Origin of the sequence: Winogradskyella pacifica (genome assembly GCF_013403915.1) — a bacterium.
Lineage (GTDB): Bacteria > Bacteroidota > Bacteroidia > Flavobacteriales > Flavobacteriaceae > Winogradskyella > Winogradskyella pacifica.
Window position 1 is genome coordinate 24,638 of the sequence record NZ_JABFDI010000013.1, and the last position, 16,677, is coordinate 41,314.

The window sequence follows — 16,677 nt, forward strand, 5'->3', positions numbered from 1 at the left end:
AGAAATGTAAACAAATACCGTTTTAATATGTACCAATCTAGGATTTTCAAGTGTCTTCTTTAGTTGTTTAGTTGTTTAACAGAACTTATCGTTTTAATATTAAATTCAGTTTCAAATTTAAGTTCTATATCTACAAACGGTTATCCATTTGTTTTACCATTTTGTCTTTCCAAGCTCTAAAATCACCTGCAATAATATGCTTTCTGGCTTCTCTCGTCAACCAAAGGTAAAAACCTAGATTATGAATGGTTGCAATTTGCTTACCTAATAATTCATTAACAGTAAACAGGTGTCTTAAATAGGCTTTGCTATATTCTGTGTCTACAAATGTAATTCCCATTTCATCTACAGGCGAAAAGTCATTAGCCCATTTTAAATTTTTAATATTAATTGACCCATGAGCAGTAAACAACATACCGTTTCTGGCATTACGTGTTGGCATTACACAATCAAACATATCTACACCTAACGCAATATTTTCTAAAATATTGATTGGTGTCCCAACTCCCATTAAATACCGTGGTTTGTCTTCTGGTAGAATATTACAGACAATATCTGTCATCGCATACATTTCTTCTGCTGGCTCACCTACTGATAGTCCACCAATTGCATTTCCTTCAGCACCTGCATTTGCGATATATTCAGCAGATTGCTCTCTTAAATCTTTATAACAACTACCTTGAACAATCGGAAAAAACGTTTGTTCATAGTCATACTTAAAAGGTGTCTTTTTTAGATGCGTTAAACAACGCTCTAACCAACGATGCGTCATATGCATAGAACGTTTAGCGTAATTATAATCACATGGATACGGTGTACATTCATCAAAAGCCATGATAATATCAGCACCAATACTGCGTTGCACTTCCATCACATTTTCTGGAGTAAACACGTGGTAACTACCATCAATATGCGATTTAAACTTTACACCTTCTTCTTTTATCTTTCTATTTGAAGACATAGAGTATACTTGGTAACCACCAGAATCGGTTAAAATATTACGGTCCCAATTCATAAATTTATGTAAGCCTCCAGCTTGTTCTAAAATTGGAGTTTGAGGTCTTAAGTAAAGATGATATGTATTTCCTAGAATTATATCTGGGTTAATATCATTTTTAAGCTCCCTTTGGTGCACTCCCTTTACGGAAGCTACAGTACCAACTGGCATAAAGATAGGAGTTTCTATAGTTCCATGATCTGTTGTTATTGTACCAGCTCTTGCCTTGCTTTGTGTATCTTTTGCTACTCTTTGAAATTTCATGTGTTTGTACTTATTATTTTTCAGGAGACACATGTTGTACGCTATTAATCATTAATAATTTTAGCATACTCGTCTCAAGAATTGTAAGTCAGACGGCAAATATAAATAACTCTATAGTATTCCCTCTTAAATTAAATTTAAAAAAATAATCTTCCAATAATCTATTATTGTTTTCAGCTATTTTCAGCATATTGTTAGCAAATCATACAATTCGTTAATAAGTGCTCCTTTTCAACTTTTGAAAAACCTTAGTAAAAAGTTACTTTTGTAGCATAAAACTTAAGCAACATAACATGCCAAACATTAAAGAATTAACTGATTTAACTACTCAAGTTCGTAGAGATATTATACGAATGGTACACAAGGTAAACTCTGGTCATCCTGGCGGATCATTAGGCTGTGCCGAATTTTTTGTTTCTCTATACCAAGAGCTGATGGAAACTAAAGACGGTTTTGATATGGACGGAATTGGGGAAGATTTATTTTTTCTTTCAAACGGACACATTTCACCTGTCTATTATAGTGTGTTGGCAAGATCTGGATATTTTCCTGTTGAGGAATTGAATACTTTTAGACTTATTAATACACGTTTACAAGGACACCCAACGACACATGAAGGGTTACCAGGCATTAGAATTGCTTCTGGTTCTTTAGGGCAAGGTATGTCTGTTGCTATTGGAGCAGCACAAGCCAAAAAACTAAACAATGACGATCATTTAGTATACAGTCTTCATGGTGATGGGGAACTTCAAGAAGGTCAAAACTGGGAAGCTATTATGTACGCTTCTGCTAAAAAAGTGGATAATTTAATTTCAACTGTAGATTTAAATCAACAACAAATTGATGGTTCTACAGACGATGTTTTACCAATGGGAAGTCTAAGAGCAAAATTTGAAGCCTTTGGCTGGACCGTTTTAGACATCGAAAAAGGTAATGACATTGAAGCTGTTATTAAAGGCATGAAAGAGGCTAAATCTTTAACAGGAAAAGGAAAACCAGTTTGTGTTTTATTACATACGGTTATGGGTAATGGAATTGATTTTATGATGCACACACACGCTTGGCATGGTAAAGCACCAAACGATGAGCAACTTGCTAACGGTTTAGCTCAGAATCCTGAAACTTTAGGAGATTATTAAACTCCTTCTTAATAGATTGAGATTAAATCTCTCTATAAAGGAAGGACTTAAAAATGAATACTAATTAAAAGATACCCACTTTCGTGGGCATAGGAATGAAAACATACACATACACAGAAAAAAAAGATACAAGAAGTGGATTTGGTGCTGGTTTAGCAGAATTAGGCCGTACAAATCCTAATGTCGTAGCCTTATGTGCTGACTTAATTGGATCTTTAAAAATGGACGAATTCATTAAAGAGAATCCTGAACGTTTTTTCCAAATCGGAATCGCAGAGGCTAACATGATGGGCATTGCTGCTGGTTTAACTATTGGTGGAAAAATACCTTTTACAGGAACTTTTGCTAATTTCTCTACTGGTCGCGTTTATGATCAAATTCGCCAATCAATTGCCTACTCTGGTAAGAATGTAAAAATTTGTGCATCTCACGCGGGATTAACTTTAGGTGAAGATGGAGCTACACATCAAATTTTAGAAGATATCGGATTAATGAAAATGTTACCAGGAATGGTAGTTATTAATCCATGTGACTATAACCAAACAAAAGCGGCAACTATTGCTATTGCTGATTATGATGGCCCAGTTTATTTACGATTTGGTCGTCCTTCTGTCCCAATTTTCACTCCTGCCGATCAGAAATTCGAAATTGGTAAAGCTATTAAATTTACAGAGGGTACGGATGTCACTATTGTTGCCACTGGTCATTTAGTTTGGGAAGCTCTAGAAGCATCAAAAGCATTACATGAAGCTGGTATTTCTGCGGAAGTCATTAATATTCACACTATAAAACCTTTAGACGACAAAGCTATTTTAGACTCTGTTGCTAAAACAGGTTGTATCGTTACTGCTGAAGAGCACAATCATCTTGGCGGCTTAGGAGAAAGTGTAGCTAGAGTTTTAGCACAACACCGTCCGACACCTCAAGAATTTGTTGCTACAAATGATACTTTTGGAGAGTCTGGTACACCAGCACAACTGATGGATAAGTATGGTTTAAATAGCGAGGCTATTCAAAATGCTGTTAAAAAAGTACTGAAAAGAAAATAATTTTGATTTGGTATCGTTTTTGAAGCAAGTACCTAATCTTATAAAACGAACATTATGAAAAATTTAAAAAAAACAGTTATCGCAACTGTGGCTTTTGCTTTTGTTGGATTTTCAATGACAGCTCAAAACGGAAATTCTTTTGGAATTAAAGGGGGCTTAAATTATAGTGCCAATGGAGATTATTTTGAATCTGCTAGTGCTAATGCAAAAAACCCGGATCGCAACATTGGCTATCATATTGGCCTTTTCGGAAAAATAGGTAACAAATTGTATTTGAAACCTGAGCTCGTTTATACAGCTACCAAAAGTGATTATAGCAATGATGAATTTTCAGTTAAGAAAATTGATGCTCCAGTACTTGTAGGGGTTCAAATCATAGGACCTCTAAGTGTCTTTGCAGGCCCATCATTTCAGTATATTCTAGATACAGAATTTGATGGTATTAATATAGACAATGTTGAAAACGACTTTTCTGTTGGATTAAACTTTGGTGTCGGACTTAGCTTTAATAACATAGGAGTAGATCTCAGATATGAAAGAGGTTTTAATCACAACGAAGCTACTTTTATTGATACTAATTTAGGTACTGGAATTGTAAGTAGAATAGACACGAGACCAGATCAGTTAATATTAAGTTTATCTATTGCGCTTTAGACAAAGCTAAAAAAAAGCAAATAAAAAGCCGCTCAAAAATTTTGAGCGGCTTTTCTTATTTTAAGAATTTAGTTTAGATACTAAATCTCGTTGTAATTAATTGTAATTGTTGGATCTAAATAATCTGGTGTACCATCATTATTAGAATCTACAATAGTTACTGTTTTAATCGTGATAATATCTCCAATTTTAACTCTACTTATTTCAAATTCATTAGCAGCAAGTATTGGCTCATCTTCATTAAGACTTGTATCAACCGTATAAGTTGTAGGAATCAATTCATCTCTAGTTAAAACAAGATCTCCATCATCATCAACATCCACAAAATCTGGAGAAAGATCTCCATCTGAATCGTCATTAACAACATCTAAATCGTTATCTAAATCTTCAATATATGAAGGGATTCCATCCCCATCATGATCTTCTACTTCATACTGTAATAATTCAAATTTAAAAATAAGATTGTCATATGACGACCCTGTAGTAGAACCTGAAAAATAACCCAAACCAGAAGGCACAAACATGACACCTAAACCTGGATTAACAAAACTAAAAATACCTTCTTCGTCAATTTCGTAACTAGAAGACACATTAAAGGATGGCATTACAAGTTGCCATGCTTTTATAACACTAGTTGTTACAAAACCTCCTAATTGTAAATTAAAATCTACAGGTGTTACACTAGAGTCAAAAACTTCATAATTACCTTCTAAGGCATCATTTACAGAACTTCCTTCGTACCTTACACGGATTTTATCTACAAAAGTAGGTGAACTATCACCACCTCCTTGGTTAATGTTTAGTACATAGTACTCATAAGTAGCCTCTAAGTATTCCGTTGTGTGCGTTGTCACCGCATCTAGTAATAAGGTATGGCCGTCTGGCACTACTTCACCATCAGCTAATCCTTCTATTAGAATATCTGTGTATTTATGATTTGAACCCGTTTCAAAAAAACCTGAGTTATAATAATGTGTAGATAAGTATAATAATATAGAATCTCTATCTTTAACTTGTTGCTCTGTTCTATCTGCCTCAACGAAAGTAACTGTATTATCATCATCACTTTTACAAGAGATTACGACCGTAGATAACACCATTAATAAAAGGCTGAATTTTAAAATTTTAATTTTCATATAAATTTATATTGAACGCATAAAACCACCACAGTTGATATACGAAGTTCATTATTGCTTATTTTTAACGCGCAAGATACAATAATATAATATTTTTGCACTACAAGATTAACGTAGTTTTTAGTAAAAAAGATATGCGAATTGATAAATATTTATGGTGTGTACGCTATTACAAAACACGAAGCATTGCAACAAAAGCATGCAAAAAAGGACAAGTAAAAGTTAATGGTGCGGCAGTAAAACCATCGAGAGAAGTGTTTCCTACCGATAAAATAGAACTAAGAAAAGACCAAATCATTTATCAGCTTACTGTTAATGATTTACCGCCCAATCGTGTGGGCGCAAAATTAGTTGATCTATACAGAACAGACACCACTCCCAAATCTGCGTTTGAGGCACAAGAGCTCTTAAAATACAGTAAAGATTATTATAGAAAGAAAGGTGCAGGACGACCTACTAAAAAGGATAGACGAGATATTGATGACTTTCATGAAGATGACGAAGAGTAACCTTGTGGCATTTTTAAAATAATATTATTATATGGACTTAATAGATCAAAAATATTGGGAGGAACGCTACGCTACACATAAAATAGGTTGGAATGTTGGCTATACGTCTACTCCACTAAAAATTTATTTTGATCAACTTAAAGATAAGACCGTAAAAATTTTAATTCCTGGGGCAGGTAATAGTTATGAAGCCGAATACTTATGGAATAACGGTTTTAAAAACGTTTATGTATTAGATTTTGCGAAACAACCTTTAGATAATTTTAAAAAGCGTCTACCAGAGTTCCCTCAAAATCAACTTTTAAATGCTGATTTTTTTGAATTAGACGATAGCTTTGATCTTATTTTTGAGCAAACCTTTTTTTGCGCGCTACATCCTAGCTTAAGAGCACACTATGTTGAAAAAATGTTTCATCTACTAAAAGCTAAAGGGAAGCTTATTGGTTTATTCTTTAATTTTGAATTAACTGAAGATGGTCCACCATTTGGAGGGAGTCTCTCAGAATACAAAGCGCTTTTCGAACACAAGTTTCATCAAAATGTATTAGAACCTTCAATTAATTCGATAAAAGAAAGACAAGGTAATGAACTGTTTTTTATCTTTGAAAAAAAGAGCTAATGGCACTTACAAAAAATACAATTTTAAGTCATAAAGAAATTGAGCATAAAATAAAACGTATTGCATATCAAATTTATGAAAGCAATGTTAATGAAACAGAGCTCATTATCGCAGGCATAGAAAGCAATGGCTATCTTCTTGCCAAAAAGATAAAATCTAATTTGGATAAAATTTCTACTATTGAATCTACCTTATGTAAGGTGATTATAAACAAATTAGAACCAACAGATCCAATTAAAACCTCAATACCTAAAGAAGAGTATACCAATAAATCTATTGTGCTTATTGACGATGTACTAAATTCTGGTAGTACATTAATATATGGTATTAAGCACTTTTTAGACGTACCTCTAAAACAGTTTAAAACTGCGGTTTTAGTAAATCGTAATCACAAAAAATATCCTGTTAAAGCTGATTTCAAAGGCATTTCCCTTTCAACCTCTTTATTTGAACACGTAAATGTTAATTTATCTAAACAACCTTACGAAGCCTATTTAGATTAAATGCGTTACAAGATCTTCTAAAATTTCTTGTTTCGCTTTATGATCTGTGTCGAGTGTAAATTGTGATTTACTATAATATTGATTGCGCTCAAATAAGTGCTTACCTATAAACTCTAATAATTCAGTTTCAGAATTTAAATGACTTATTAAAGGTCGTTTTTCTCTTTCTGTGAATAAACGTTTTGACAAAAGTGGTATGGACAGCTTTAAATAAAAACTAGTTACATTAGTATTATTAATTATCAAATCCATGTTTTTGCCATAACAAGGAGTGCCTCCTCCTAGCGCTAAAACAATATTTTCAGAAGAATTTATAACCTCATTTAAATATTCGGTTTCTTTTCTTCTAAAGTAAATTTCACCTTTTGTTTTAAATATTTCAGAAATTGACCCTTTTTCTTTGTCAGAAATGTAATCATCCAAGTCTAAAAAACTGTACTCCAGAGCTGTAGCCAATTCCTTACCAATAGTTGATTTTCCCGACCCCATATATCCTATTAAAACTATAATCATAGCACTTATAAATTGATTATTAAACCCATAGGTTTGTTCACAACAAAAAAACGAAAAAAAAATTTAAAAAAGTGTTGTTAAATTAAAGAAAGCTTATATATTTGCACCCTCGTTAGAGAAAAGCATATAAGACCAGTTAGCTCAGTTGGCAGAGCATCTCCCTTTTAAGGAGAGGGTCCTGGGTTCGAGCCCCAGACTGGTCACTAAAAAAAGTTAAGCATTACGCTTAACTTTTTTTTGCTTAAAATTCAATCTATTCACCTAAAACAAGGTATCATCAAAAATAATAACGTGATAAAATAATAAATAGTAAACAACAAAAATTACGTTATTACTTTATTAACTTTTTCAAATACAAACAATTACACCTTTCTAAAATGTTGTTTATTGTATCTAAAATTTTAAACTGATAAAAAAAATAAAATTTTTTCAAATTCTAGTCTTTGTATTTGGATAAAGGTTTTATATTTGCACCCTCGTTAGAAAAAAACATAACGACCAGTTAGCTCAGTTGGCAGAGCATCTCCCTTTTAAGGAGAGGGTCCTGGGTTCGAGCCCCAGACTGGTCACTAAAAAAAAGTTAAGTATAATGCTTAACTTTTTTTTATTTACTTCATTATTTTGCGCACGTGGCGGAATTGGTAGACGCGCCAGCTTGAGGGGTTGGTGGACATTAGTCCGTGGAAGTTCGAGTCTTCTCGTGCGCACAATTACTCAAAAAAATTATTCTTACCTACCTAAGTAAATTCAAGTTTCTACATCACCGTACATTCTTTTTTTATATAATTTTTGTTAATTCTAAACTTCGTATTGGTATAAACCTTATTTTTGTTTAAACATTTTTAAAATAAAATGAACAATATTAAGGATAGGTTTAGTATAAAGGATTTAGAAAACCTAACAGGGATTAAAGCACACACTATAAGAATTTGGGAAAAGCGTTATAATTTGCTAGAGCCTAAACGCACGGAAACAAATATTAGGTATTACGACTTAGCTAGTTTTCAAAAGCTTCTTAACGTCAGCTACCTTAATAATAATGGATACAAAATTTCTAAGATTGCTACAATTGATACGCAGAAAATTCCGCAATTAGTTAGAGAAATCGCAACAGAAACTAATTTAGAAAGCCATGCTATAAATGCTTTCAAACTGTCAATGCTAAATTTTGATCAAGCTTTATTTTACAAAACTTATGAGTCGCTGCTAAAAGAAAAGACATTTCAAGACATTTTTTACGATATATTTATTCCGTTTTTAACTGAAATCGGACTATTGTGGCAAACAGATACTATAACACCTGCACACGAACATTTTATTTCTACACTTATTCGCCAAAAAATATTAATAAGTACAGAAAAAATACAATCCAAACAAATTCTTAAATCTGACAAAACCTTTGTTCTTTATTTACCTGATAATGAAATACACGAACTCGGTTTAATGTTTCTTAATCACGAAATTGTAAGACATGGCTATAGATCTATCTTTTTAGGACCAAGTGTTCCTATGGCGAGTTTGCTAGAACTTAAGAATTACTACGAAGACATCATTTTTGTATCCTATTTTACGATAAAACCTGAAAAAGAAAACCTCGTAAATTACCTCAATGAGTTTGATGACCTTATTTTAAAAACCTCAAAAACCAAGTTTTGGGTATTAGGCCGCATGATAAATGAGCTTAACAAAGACCAATTCCCTAAAAATATAAGAGCATTTAATTCTATTAAAACACTAACTCAAGAATTGCAAGATTAATGCGTAAAACGATTTCCATAATAGGCTCAGGGTTTTCAGCGTTATCGGCAGCATGCTATTTAGCTAAAGCTGGTTATACCGTTTCTATATACGAAAAAAACGATACGGTAGGCGGAAGAGCTAGACAACTCAAAAAGGATGGTTTTACTTTTGATATCGGTCCAAGTTGGTATTGGATGCCAGATATATTCGATAAGTTCTTTAATGATTTCGGAAAAAGCACAAGTGACTACTATCAACTTGATAAATTAAGTCCTGCTTATAAAATTTTCTTTTCTGATGATGTGATTACCATTGGTGACCACATGGATAAAATTTGTGACGAGTTTGAGCGTATTGAAACCGGCAGCTCCAAACCACTTCGTAAATTTATAGCAACAGCTCAAGAAAATTACGACATCGCTATAAATAAAGTGGTTTTAAAGCCTGGTCTTTCACCTTTTGAATTGGTGACAAAAGAAACTATTACGCGCTTAGATCGCTTCTATAATACCATTAGCAAAGAAGTCCGAAAGAACTTTAAGAACCCTAAACTGATTTCAACTTTAGAATTCCCTGTTTTGTTTTTAGGTGCTAAACCAAATCAGACTCCTTCATTTTATAGTTTTATGAATTTTGCCGATTTTGGTTTAGGTACATGGCACCCCAAAGGAGGCATGTACGAAATAGTTAAAGCTATGAAAAGCCTAGCGGAAAGCTTAGGAGTAAACATACATACCAATAGCAACGTAGAAAAAATTAGTGTTGACAACAAGAAAGCGAAAAGCATTACGGTAAACGGAACTATTATTAATTCTGACATTATTTTAAGTGGTGCAGATTACCACCATTCTGAAACGCTTTTAGACGAAAACTATAGACAATACAGTGAGTCGTATTGGGAAAGCAGAACATTTGCACCTTCGTCCCTACTCTTTTATGTAGGCTTCAATCAAAAGTTGAAAAATTTAGAACATCACAATTTGTTCTTTGATACCGATTTTGAGAATCATGCGGAAGAAATTTACGATAATCCAAAATGGCCTAAAAATCCATTATTTTATGCTAACTTTCCTTCAGTAACTGATGCAAGTATGGCTCCTGAGAATTGTGAAACCGGATTTTTTCTAATTCCAATTGCTCCAGGACTTGAAGACACACCAAAATTACGTCAGCAATATTTTGATCTTATCATAAATCGTTTTGAATTAAGAACGGGACAAAATGTTAAAGCACATATACTTTTTAAAGAATCGTATTGTGTTAATGATTTTATTGACGATTACAACTCTTATAAAGGAAACGCTTATGGTATGGCCAATACGTTAATGCAAACCGCCTTTTTAAGACCAAAATTAAAAAGTAAAAAAGTAAATGGACTCTATTTCACAGGACAACTTACTGTGCCAGGGCCAGGAGTTCCTCCGGCTTTAATTTCAGGTAAGCTCGTGGCTGAACTGATTCAAAAAAACGAAGTTTAATAGCAAACATAACCATCATATGAAATTAATTTTTGACAACGTTTCTCATACCTGTAGTAAGGCCGTTACAAACGCTTACAGTACATCGTTCTCTATGGCTACAAAAATGCTATCGCACACCATAAGACAAGATATTTATAATATCTATGGCTTTGTAAGATTTGCTGATGAAATAGTAGATTCATTTCATGATTATGATAAAGAAAAACTCTTTAACATGTTTGAAAGTGATTTAGAAGCCGCTTTAGAAAACAAGATTAGTCTTAATCCTATTTTAAACGCGTTTCAAGAAACCTATCATAAATATGATGTTGAGAAACATATGGTAGATTCTTTTATGGACAGTATGCGCTTAGACCTTCATAAAAAAGACTATTTAACTGATGAAGAATACAAAACGTATATTTATGGCTCAGCGGACGTTGTAGGCTTAATGTGCCTTAAAGTTTTTGTAAAAGGAGATATTACGAAGTATAATGATTTAAAAGCATCAGCGATGAGCCTTGGTTCTGCATTTCAAAAAGTGAATTTTTTACGCGATTTAAAAGAAGACTTTGAAGATTTAAGCAGAACTTATTTTCCGAATACAGATTTAAATAAGCTTGATGAAGCTTCTAAGAAGGCTATCATCAGTGAAATTGAAGCTGATTTTGCTAAAGGATTAGAAGGCATTAAAAATTTACCTTTAGAGGCTAAATTTGGTGTATTTATGGCTTATAGATATTATAGCAAATTATTAGATAAACTCAAAAAAACACCAGCACTACAAATAAAATCGACTAGAATCAGAGTTCCTAACTACAGAAAAATAGAGCTTCTAACACGTAGTTATGTAAAATATCAATTAAATTTACTTTAAAATAACAACGCAATGCAAATAGCTTTTTGGATTTTAATATTTCTTGCTACATTTTTCATTATGGAATTTAATGCGTGGTTTACGCACAAGTATATTATGCATGGTTTTTTATGGAATTTACATAAAGATCATCATCATAAAGATCACGATAGTTGGTTTGAACGCAATGATGCCTTTTTTATATTTTATGCATTAGTAAGCATAACATGCTTTTATCTTTGGAGTTATGAAAACGTTTGGTATACGCTTCCTATTGGCTTAGGTATTTTGGCTTATGGTGTAGCCTATTTTGTTGTTCATGATATTTTTATTCATCAACGCTTTAAATGGTTGCGGAATGTTGACAATAAATACGCTAGAGGTTTAAGACGTGCACATAAAATACATCATAAACACTTAGGTAAGCATAAAGGAGAGAACTTCGGAATGCTCATAGTGCCTTTTAAATATTTTAAGTAGTTTATTTATTCGGAAAGTAACTCGTCTAGCTGTTTTCTGACTTTAGTACTATTCCAATTTACGGCTCCAGTCTCATCAACAACAATTTCGCTAGCCTTGTTTAAGATAAATGTTCTTGGTATTGAATGTGCTCTCAATTCCTCTGGAACTTCACTTAGAGGCCTAAATACTTCAAAATTAAAACTCTTTTTTACTTTAAACTTTTCTACGGTTTCAAAATCTTCATTGGTAACAAATAGAAATATAACTTTATCCCCATAATCATCATATAATTCTTGAAGACTTGGCATTTCTGCAATACATGGAGGACACCAGGTCGCCCAAAAGTTAATTAATACCACTTTTCCTTCTGTAGCGTTAAAATCTAACCTATTACCAGTATCAGATATTAAATTCCAATTTAAATTACTTACCGTTTTTCGTTCTACTTTATCTATAAGTGTTGCTGTATTAATGTAGCTAAACCCCTTATGAAAGAAGACCTGAATTGGTTCTCTCGTTTGCGGAATCACAAATAAAATAATTAGTAAAATCGCTAAAACATTATAAATTCTATTTTTAGTCGTTTTATCTTTAGCTGTTTTATCTTTAGTCATAACGTAATTAAATTAAAGAAGCGCAATACCAAAAATAGGTATCACGCTTCAAATCTAACAATTTAAATTTGCTTTAATTTCTTGTTACAGAACCTGAAACAACCGCAGTTGGCCCTACCCCCATAGAAATAGTTGTATGAACCGCTGCGTCACTAGGTACCACATGTGCCAAAGGCTTTAATGTAAAAGGCGCTGGGCTATTATCTGGACTAGGCTCAACTGATATTACAATTGTAGCTTCTCTTAAATCTGTTGGAAATGTTATTCCTGCTGGTGCATTTTGTAAAAAATCTTCACCAGGGAAACTTGGCCCATCTCCTGCATCTCCTTTAAAAACTGAAGTCGTTGCATTATCGTCTGCTAATGTTGGATCTGTAAATGTCCCTGTACTAATTGGTGTGCCATCTAAGACAGCCCAACCTTCATATTTCCAACCCTCTGTTAATGTTGGCAAGTCTAAACCTGCAACAGCACTTCCACTAGAATTATCTAAAAACCAAACTCCACTTTCTTCATTAGTATCATCTGCATCTGTTGGTGTAGCTAAAATATAACTACCTGTAGCCGTTTCAAAATTTGCAACTATACCATTAGAATCTACACTAGCCAAAGCCCCTGAAAAATCACCCGCTAGAATTTTTGTTGCTGCTGGTAAAGGATCAGAATCCACTGCTGGTTCAATAGACAACACAAATGTGGTTGCTACCTCTAATTGTTCTGAATTAACACTAAATGTCTGTGGAAAATCTACACTACTAAATGTCCCTGTAGATACCGGAGATCCGTCTACAATAATCCATCCTTCATACACAAAATCATCTCCTAACGCTTCTAAACCATCAAGGTTAAGAGTTAAATTTGAATCTACAGAACTAGTATTATCGTCATCATTACTGCACGAACTGGCAAAAAACCCTAATGCCAATACTGCTAAAATCATTTTTTTCTTCATTGCTTTTTTACTTTAAAATTATATTTCAAAATTAATATCTCAAAGCTTAATGAAATGTTAGACAGCTAACACTATGCTGATTTTTTTAAGATTCTTATTTCATTTCTGTTAAAATCTAAATAATTTTCTTCTTTGAGTTCATTTAACAGAATATTTATTGTTGGTCTAGAGGTGCCTATCAATGATGCTATATCCTTTTGAGTATAAGGATGATTAATAACATGATCACCTGTTTTTTCACAGTCATGACCAAAATCGATACAAAGTTCATCTAAAAACTCAATTAAGCGTGTTTTAGTGTCTTTAAATAATAGCAATTGTAACCTACGTTCTAGTTTTTTAAACTTTAAACCAATAAACTTATAGACTTTAAAACTAAAATTTTGGTTATCTCGCATTAAGCCATGCATTGTATCAACGCTTATAGGACATATAGACGTTTCATTATCTACAGATTGTGCAAATTCATCACGCTTATCGTCTCCTAAAATCGCTTTCTCGCCAAATAATTCGCCCTTAGTAAGAATGGCTTTTACGATTTCATTTCCTTCTTCACTATAATAGCCAATTTTAACTTTTCCATGCGCTATCAAATAGATTTTATTAGCTGCATCTGCTTCAATATAGATGTAATCTTTCTTTTTGTAAGAACAAAAATTATGTTCATTAGCGTAAATTTTGACTTTATGAGGACAGAGCACCTTGAATAGGTTAACATTGTCAAAGAACCACAGTGACTGCATTACGAGGACGTATTTGTTAGATATGTTAATTGTCGCGATAAATCTAGCATCCTAACATAAAAAAGCCCTTGATTTCTCAAAGGCTTGCTTGTATAAAACGTTAAAGATTATTCTTTAATAATCTTTTTTGATTCAAATAGACCTTTATCATCTTTAACCTTCACAAAATAAACACCCTTTTCTAAAGACGATAGATTAAGTTCTAAGGTTGAAACGTGTTGCTTCTTTTGCGTTAATACCATTTTGCCTAGAATATCAAAAACACCAACTTCCACAGTAGATTGTTCTGAATTAAAACTTAAACTCACCACATCTTTTGAAGGATTTGGATATAATACATATTGAGAATTAAGACCATTTTCAGCTAAACCTAAAGCTGCTACAAATTCTGTATTAAACGTATTCGTAATTACAGGTGCATTAAAATCGAAAATAATACCCGCCGTATTTGGTACAATATCACCTATTTCATAGCCTGCTAATGGTTTAATTTTATAGTATACAAATCCATGACTATTAGCTTCATCAGTAGCTGCATCGGCTAAGTTAATAGTATTGAATTGCCATGTTAAGGCATCAAAATCACGCTCAATTCCATACGAATGACTCGCTCTTAACATCTGAAATGTTGATTTATCTAACTTTGGATCTAAAATATTCTCGATAGTTACGTTGATAGCACTAGCAGTTCCTACATTTTGAAACCTAATGGTATAATATAAATAATCATCTTCTGTGAAACTTACATGTTCAATTTCAGATCCATGCGATTCGTTAATATCATTAGGGTCATAAGAACCTATAATAATTTCCGATAAACTAGAGGTATTATTTTCAATGACCACATCATTTGCAGCTGTTGTATACTCAGCCTTATTAGTAATAAAATCTCCTAAATTGGCTGAAGCGGAGACTAATGTTTCAATATAAATCACTTCACTTTCACCAGGTAATAAGTTTGTAAAATCTATAGTAAATCCATTCGGCGTTGGCGTAATTAAATTTCCTGCACTTAACCCTGACGCTCCGGTATAGGTTACTGACGGATCTGCAGTAAACACTACAGTACCAGAACTGACTGTGGACTCTCCATAATTTCTTACAATTAACATGTTTTTGTACGTAAATCCGGGTCTCGGTGCCTGCCAATAAGAAAGTAAATTAACTGAAATATCATCACAAGCATCTTGAACCAATAAATTCATTTGTGATATTTGCACGCATGCCGAGTTTGAGCTGCTTTCTACTCTAACATAAACAACTCCACTACTAGCGATATAATTATTAGGCGAAGTAATAGCGTTTGTATTACTGTCAGCATCCATCAAAGTCGTATAGTAACTAATATTATATTGAAACGTACTTAAACCAGATAATACCAATGAATTTTGACTCGTTAAATCGAATACACCAATACCATCAGTAGCAGAACCACTTGACGCATCACAAACGATATAATCTAATTCTGTATTTGGCGTTGGACTTGAGATAGACAACAATTGAAATTGAATAATACTACTATCCGCAAAGCAACCAAAATTTACATCATCGGGATTATAAACTCTTGCATAAATAGTTTGATTTGGAGATAACGGAACATAAGTTGAAGCATTTGTTATTGGGGTAGCCAAATTTATAGCATCATTATAATTAACAAAGTAACTCACCACTGCTTGTTGATCACCAAGAATTTGATCATCATTAGTTGTTAAGTCAAAAACCACATTTGAAGAATCCGTAGAACAATTCCCCATGTTTGGAACCCAATTTGCATACAAATAAGAATCAGAGGCGACTTCTACTGGTATGATATCTACACATGCTCCACTATTTTCTTCAACACGAATATATATCGTAATGGCAAAGTCATATATAAAAAACTCGTATGAATTGTTCTCATTTCCTAGAGTAGCATCTTCCTCTAATTCGTAATATTTAGTAGTAATATTAGAAACATTTGACAACGTATTCTCAATTTGCAATTCCTCAATAAAAAAATTATTACACTGTACATATTCAAAATTAGTATTGCTATCACTCTTTATAATTTGAACCCAATCAACATGGTTGCTACCATCAGATAATATGGCTCTTACTTTATAAAACCCACGTTCATTATCAGCACCTGTTATTGTAAGTAAAGGATTCGTTCCGCCAACAATTTCTTCATTTGCAGAACTAAATGAGAATCCGTAATACCATTGATAGGTAATATTTGTGTCTGATGTATTTACAACGGTGCCATCAAGTTGCAGAGAACCACCATCACATAAATATAGCATATTTGGTAATTCGATGACTTGTGCAAGAATTTCATTTGTTTGTAGCAACAAAATGAAACCAAATAAGAGTAGTAGTTTTTTCATAAAATTGAATTATAAAAACGAATATACTCTTTTTAATTTAGCGCTACCTCCCTTACTAATCGGCATAAAAAAAATCCGTTAGAAATTCTAACGGATTTTAA

General features: G+C 32.9%; 17 protein-coding genes and 3 tRNA genes. 13 read left to right on the forward strand and 7 right to left on the reverse strand.

The annotated features are described in order from the left end of the window. Window positions 1-130: 130 nt before the first annotated feature. Window positions 131-1,261, reverse strand: coding sequence for a tRNA guanosine(34) transglycosylase Tgt (gene tgt, locus HM984_RS12165; RefSeq protein ID WP_115809675.1), 1,131 nt, complete (start codon window positions 1,259-1,261; stop codon window positions 131-133). A gap of 293 nt (window positions 1,262-1,554) precedes the next feature. On the opposite strand from tgt, the gene HM984_RS12170 reads away from it, so the two are divergent. The 3 genes from HM984_RS12170 (at window position 1,555) to HM984_RS12180 (ending at window position 4,103) form a co-directional block, all read left to right on the forward strand. Further along, window positions 1,555-2,400 carry a transketolase gene (locus tag HM984_RS12170; protein WP_115809673.1) on the forward strand — a complete coding sequence of 282 codons (846 nt, stop codon included), beginning with the start codon at window positions 1,555-1,557 and terminating at the stop codon, window positions 2,398-2,400. A gap of 95 nt (window positions 2,401-2,495) precedes the next feature. Beyond that, window positions 2,496-3,449 carry a transketolase family protein gene (locus HM984_RS12175; RefSeq protein ID WP_115809671.1) on the forward strand — a complete coding sequence of 318 codons (954 nt, stop codon included), beginning with the start codon at window positions 2,496-2,498 and terminating at the stop codon, window positions 3,447-3,449. Between the two features lie 54 nt (window positions 3,450-3,503). Continuing rightward, complete coding sequence (locus HM984_RS12180; protein WP_179349349.1) at window positions 3,504-4,103, forward strand: outer membrane beta-barrel protein; 600 nt, start codon at window positions 3,504-3,506, stop codon at window positions 4,101-4,103. Window positions 4,104-4,183: 80 nt separating this feature from the next. Here HM984_RS12180 and HM984_RS12185 read toward each other — a convergent pair whose 3' ends face one another. Next, complete coding sequence (locus HM984_RS12185; protein ID WP_179349350.1) at window positions 4,184-5,239, reverse strand: FKBP-type peptidyl-prolyl cis-trans isomerase; 1,056 nt, start codon at window positions 5,237-5,239, stop codon at window positions 4,184-4,186. Window positions 5,240-5,373: 134 nt separating this feature from the next. On the opposite strand from HM984_RS12185, the gene HM984_RS12190 reads away from it, so the two are divergent. The 3 genes from HM984_RS12190 to HM984_RS12200 are packed head-to-tail and all read left to right on the forward strand — an operon-like array spanning window position 5,374 to window position 6,870. Continuing rightward, a complete protein-coding gene (locus HM984_RS12190) occupies window positions 5,374-5,748 on the forward strand; it encodes an RNA-binding S4 domain-containing protein (RefSeq protein ID WP_115809665.1) in 375 nt (124 codons plus the stop codon). A gap of 31 nt (window positions 5,749-5,779) precedes the next feature. After that, the gene (locus HM984_RS12195) at window positions 5,780-6,367 is read left to right on the forward strand and encodes a methyltransferase domain-containing protein (RefSeq protein ID WP_179349351.1); all 588 of its coding nucleotides are present in this window, start codon (window positions 5,780-5,782) and stop codon (window positions 6,365-6,367) included. After that, window positions 6,367-6,870 carry a phosphoribosyltransferase family protein gene (locus tag HM984_RS12200; RefSeq protein WP_115809661.1) on the forward strand — a complete coding sequence of 168 codons (504 nt, stop codon included), beginning with the start codon at window positions 6,367-6,369 and terminating at the stop codon, window positions 6,868-6,870. Before HM984_RS12195 ends, HM984_RS12200 begins: the two co-directional genes overlap by 1 nt. On the opposite strand, the gene HM984_RS12205 is transcribed toward HM984_RS12200, so the two are convergent. After that, window positions 6,862-7,383 (reverse strand): shikimate kinase, encoded by a 522-nt coding sequence (locus tag HM984_RS12205; protein WP_179349352.1) that lies wholly within the window; start codon window positions 7,381-7,383, stop codon window positions 6,862-6,864. The genes HM984_RS12200 and HM984_RS12205 overlap by 9 nt on opposite strands. Window positions 7,384-7,513: 130 nt before the next feature. On the opposite strand from HM984_RS12205, the gene HM984_RS12210 reads away from it, so the two are divergent. From HM984_RS12210 to HM984_RS12240, 7 genes are all read left to right on the forward strand, one after another. Continuing rightward, window positions 7,514-7,586, forward strand: a tRNA-Lys gene (locus HM984_RS12210). 293 nt (window positions 7,587-7,879) lie between these two features. Then, window positions 7,880-7,952, forward strand: a tRNA-Lys gene (locus HM984_RS12215). Between the two features lie 54 nt (window positions 7,953-8,006). Beyond that, a tRNA-Leu gene (locus tag HM984_RS12220) sits at window positions 8,007-8,090 on the forward strand. A gap of 145 nt (window positions 8,091-8,235) precedes the next feature. Continuing rightward, window positions 8,236-9,141, forward strand: a complete 906-nt coding sequence (locus HM984_RS12225; protein ID WP_179349353.1) for a MerR family transcriptional regulator — start codon at window positions 8,236-8,238, stop codon at window positions 9,139-9,141. Further along, window positions 9,141-10,601, forward strand: coding sequence for a bifunctional phytoene desaturase/3,4-desaturase (crtID, locus tag HM984_RS12230; RefSeq protein ID WP_179349354.1), 1,461 nt, complete (start codon window positions 9,141-9,143; stop codon window positions 10,599-10,601). The genes HM984_RS12225 and crtID overlap by 1 nt, the downstream gene beginning before the upstream one ends. Window positions 10,602-10,620: 19 nt before the next feature. Continuing rightward, a complete protein-coding gene (locus HM984_RS12235; RefSeq protein WP_179349355.1) occupies window positions 10,621-11,460 on the forward strand; it encodes a phytoene/squalene synthase family protein in 840 nt (279 codons plus the stop codon). A 12-nt stretch (window positions 11,461-11,472) separates the two neighbouring features. Further along, entirely contained in the window at window positions 11,473-11,919 is a 447-nt protein-coding gene (locus HM984_RS12240) for a sterol desaturase family protein (RefSeq protein ID WP_115809651.1), read from the forward strand. A gap of 5 nt (window positions 11,920-11,924) precedes the next feature. Here the strand turns inward: HM984_RS12240 and HM984_RS12245 are convergent, their stop codons facing one another. From HM984_RS12245 to HM984_RS12260, 4 genes are all read right to left on the reverse strand, one after another. Then, window positions 11,925-12,515, reverse strand: coding sequence for a TlpA family protein disulfide reductase (locus HM984_RS12245; RefSeq protein WP_179349356.1), 591 nt, complete (start codon window positions 12,513-12,515; stop codon window positions 11,925-11,927). A gap of 73 nt (window positions 12,516-12,588) precedes the next feature. After that, complete coding sequence (locus HM984_RS12250) at window positions 12,589-13,467, reverse strand: anti-sigma factor (RefSeq protein WP_179349357.1); 879 nt, start codon at window positions 13,465-13,467, stop codon at window positions 12,589-12,591. A gap of 71 nt (window positions 13,468-13,538) precedes the next feature. Next, entirely contained in the window at window positions 13,539-14,210 is a 672-nt protein-coding gene (locus HM984_RS12255; RefSeq protein WP_179349358.1) for a Crp/Fnr family transcriptional regulator, read from the reverse strand. Window positions 14,211-14,317: 107 nt separating this feature from the next. Continuing rightward, on the reverse strand, window positions 14,318-16,576 hold the full coding sequence (locus HM984_RS12260) for a T9SS type A sorting domain-containing protein (RefSeq protein WP_179349359.1): 2,259 nt from the start codon (window positions 16,574-16,576) through the stop codon (window positions 14,318-14,320). Window positions 16,577-16,677 lie beyond the last annotated feature (101 nt).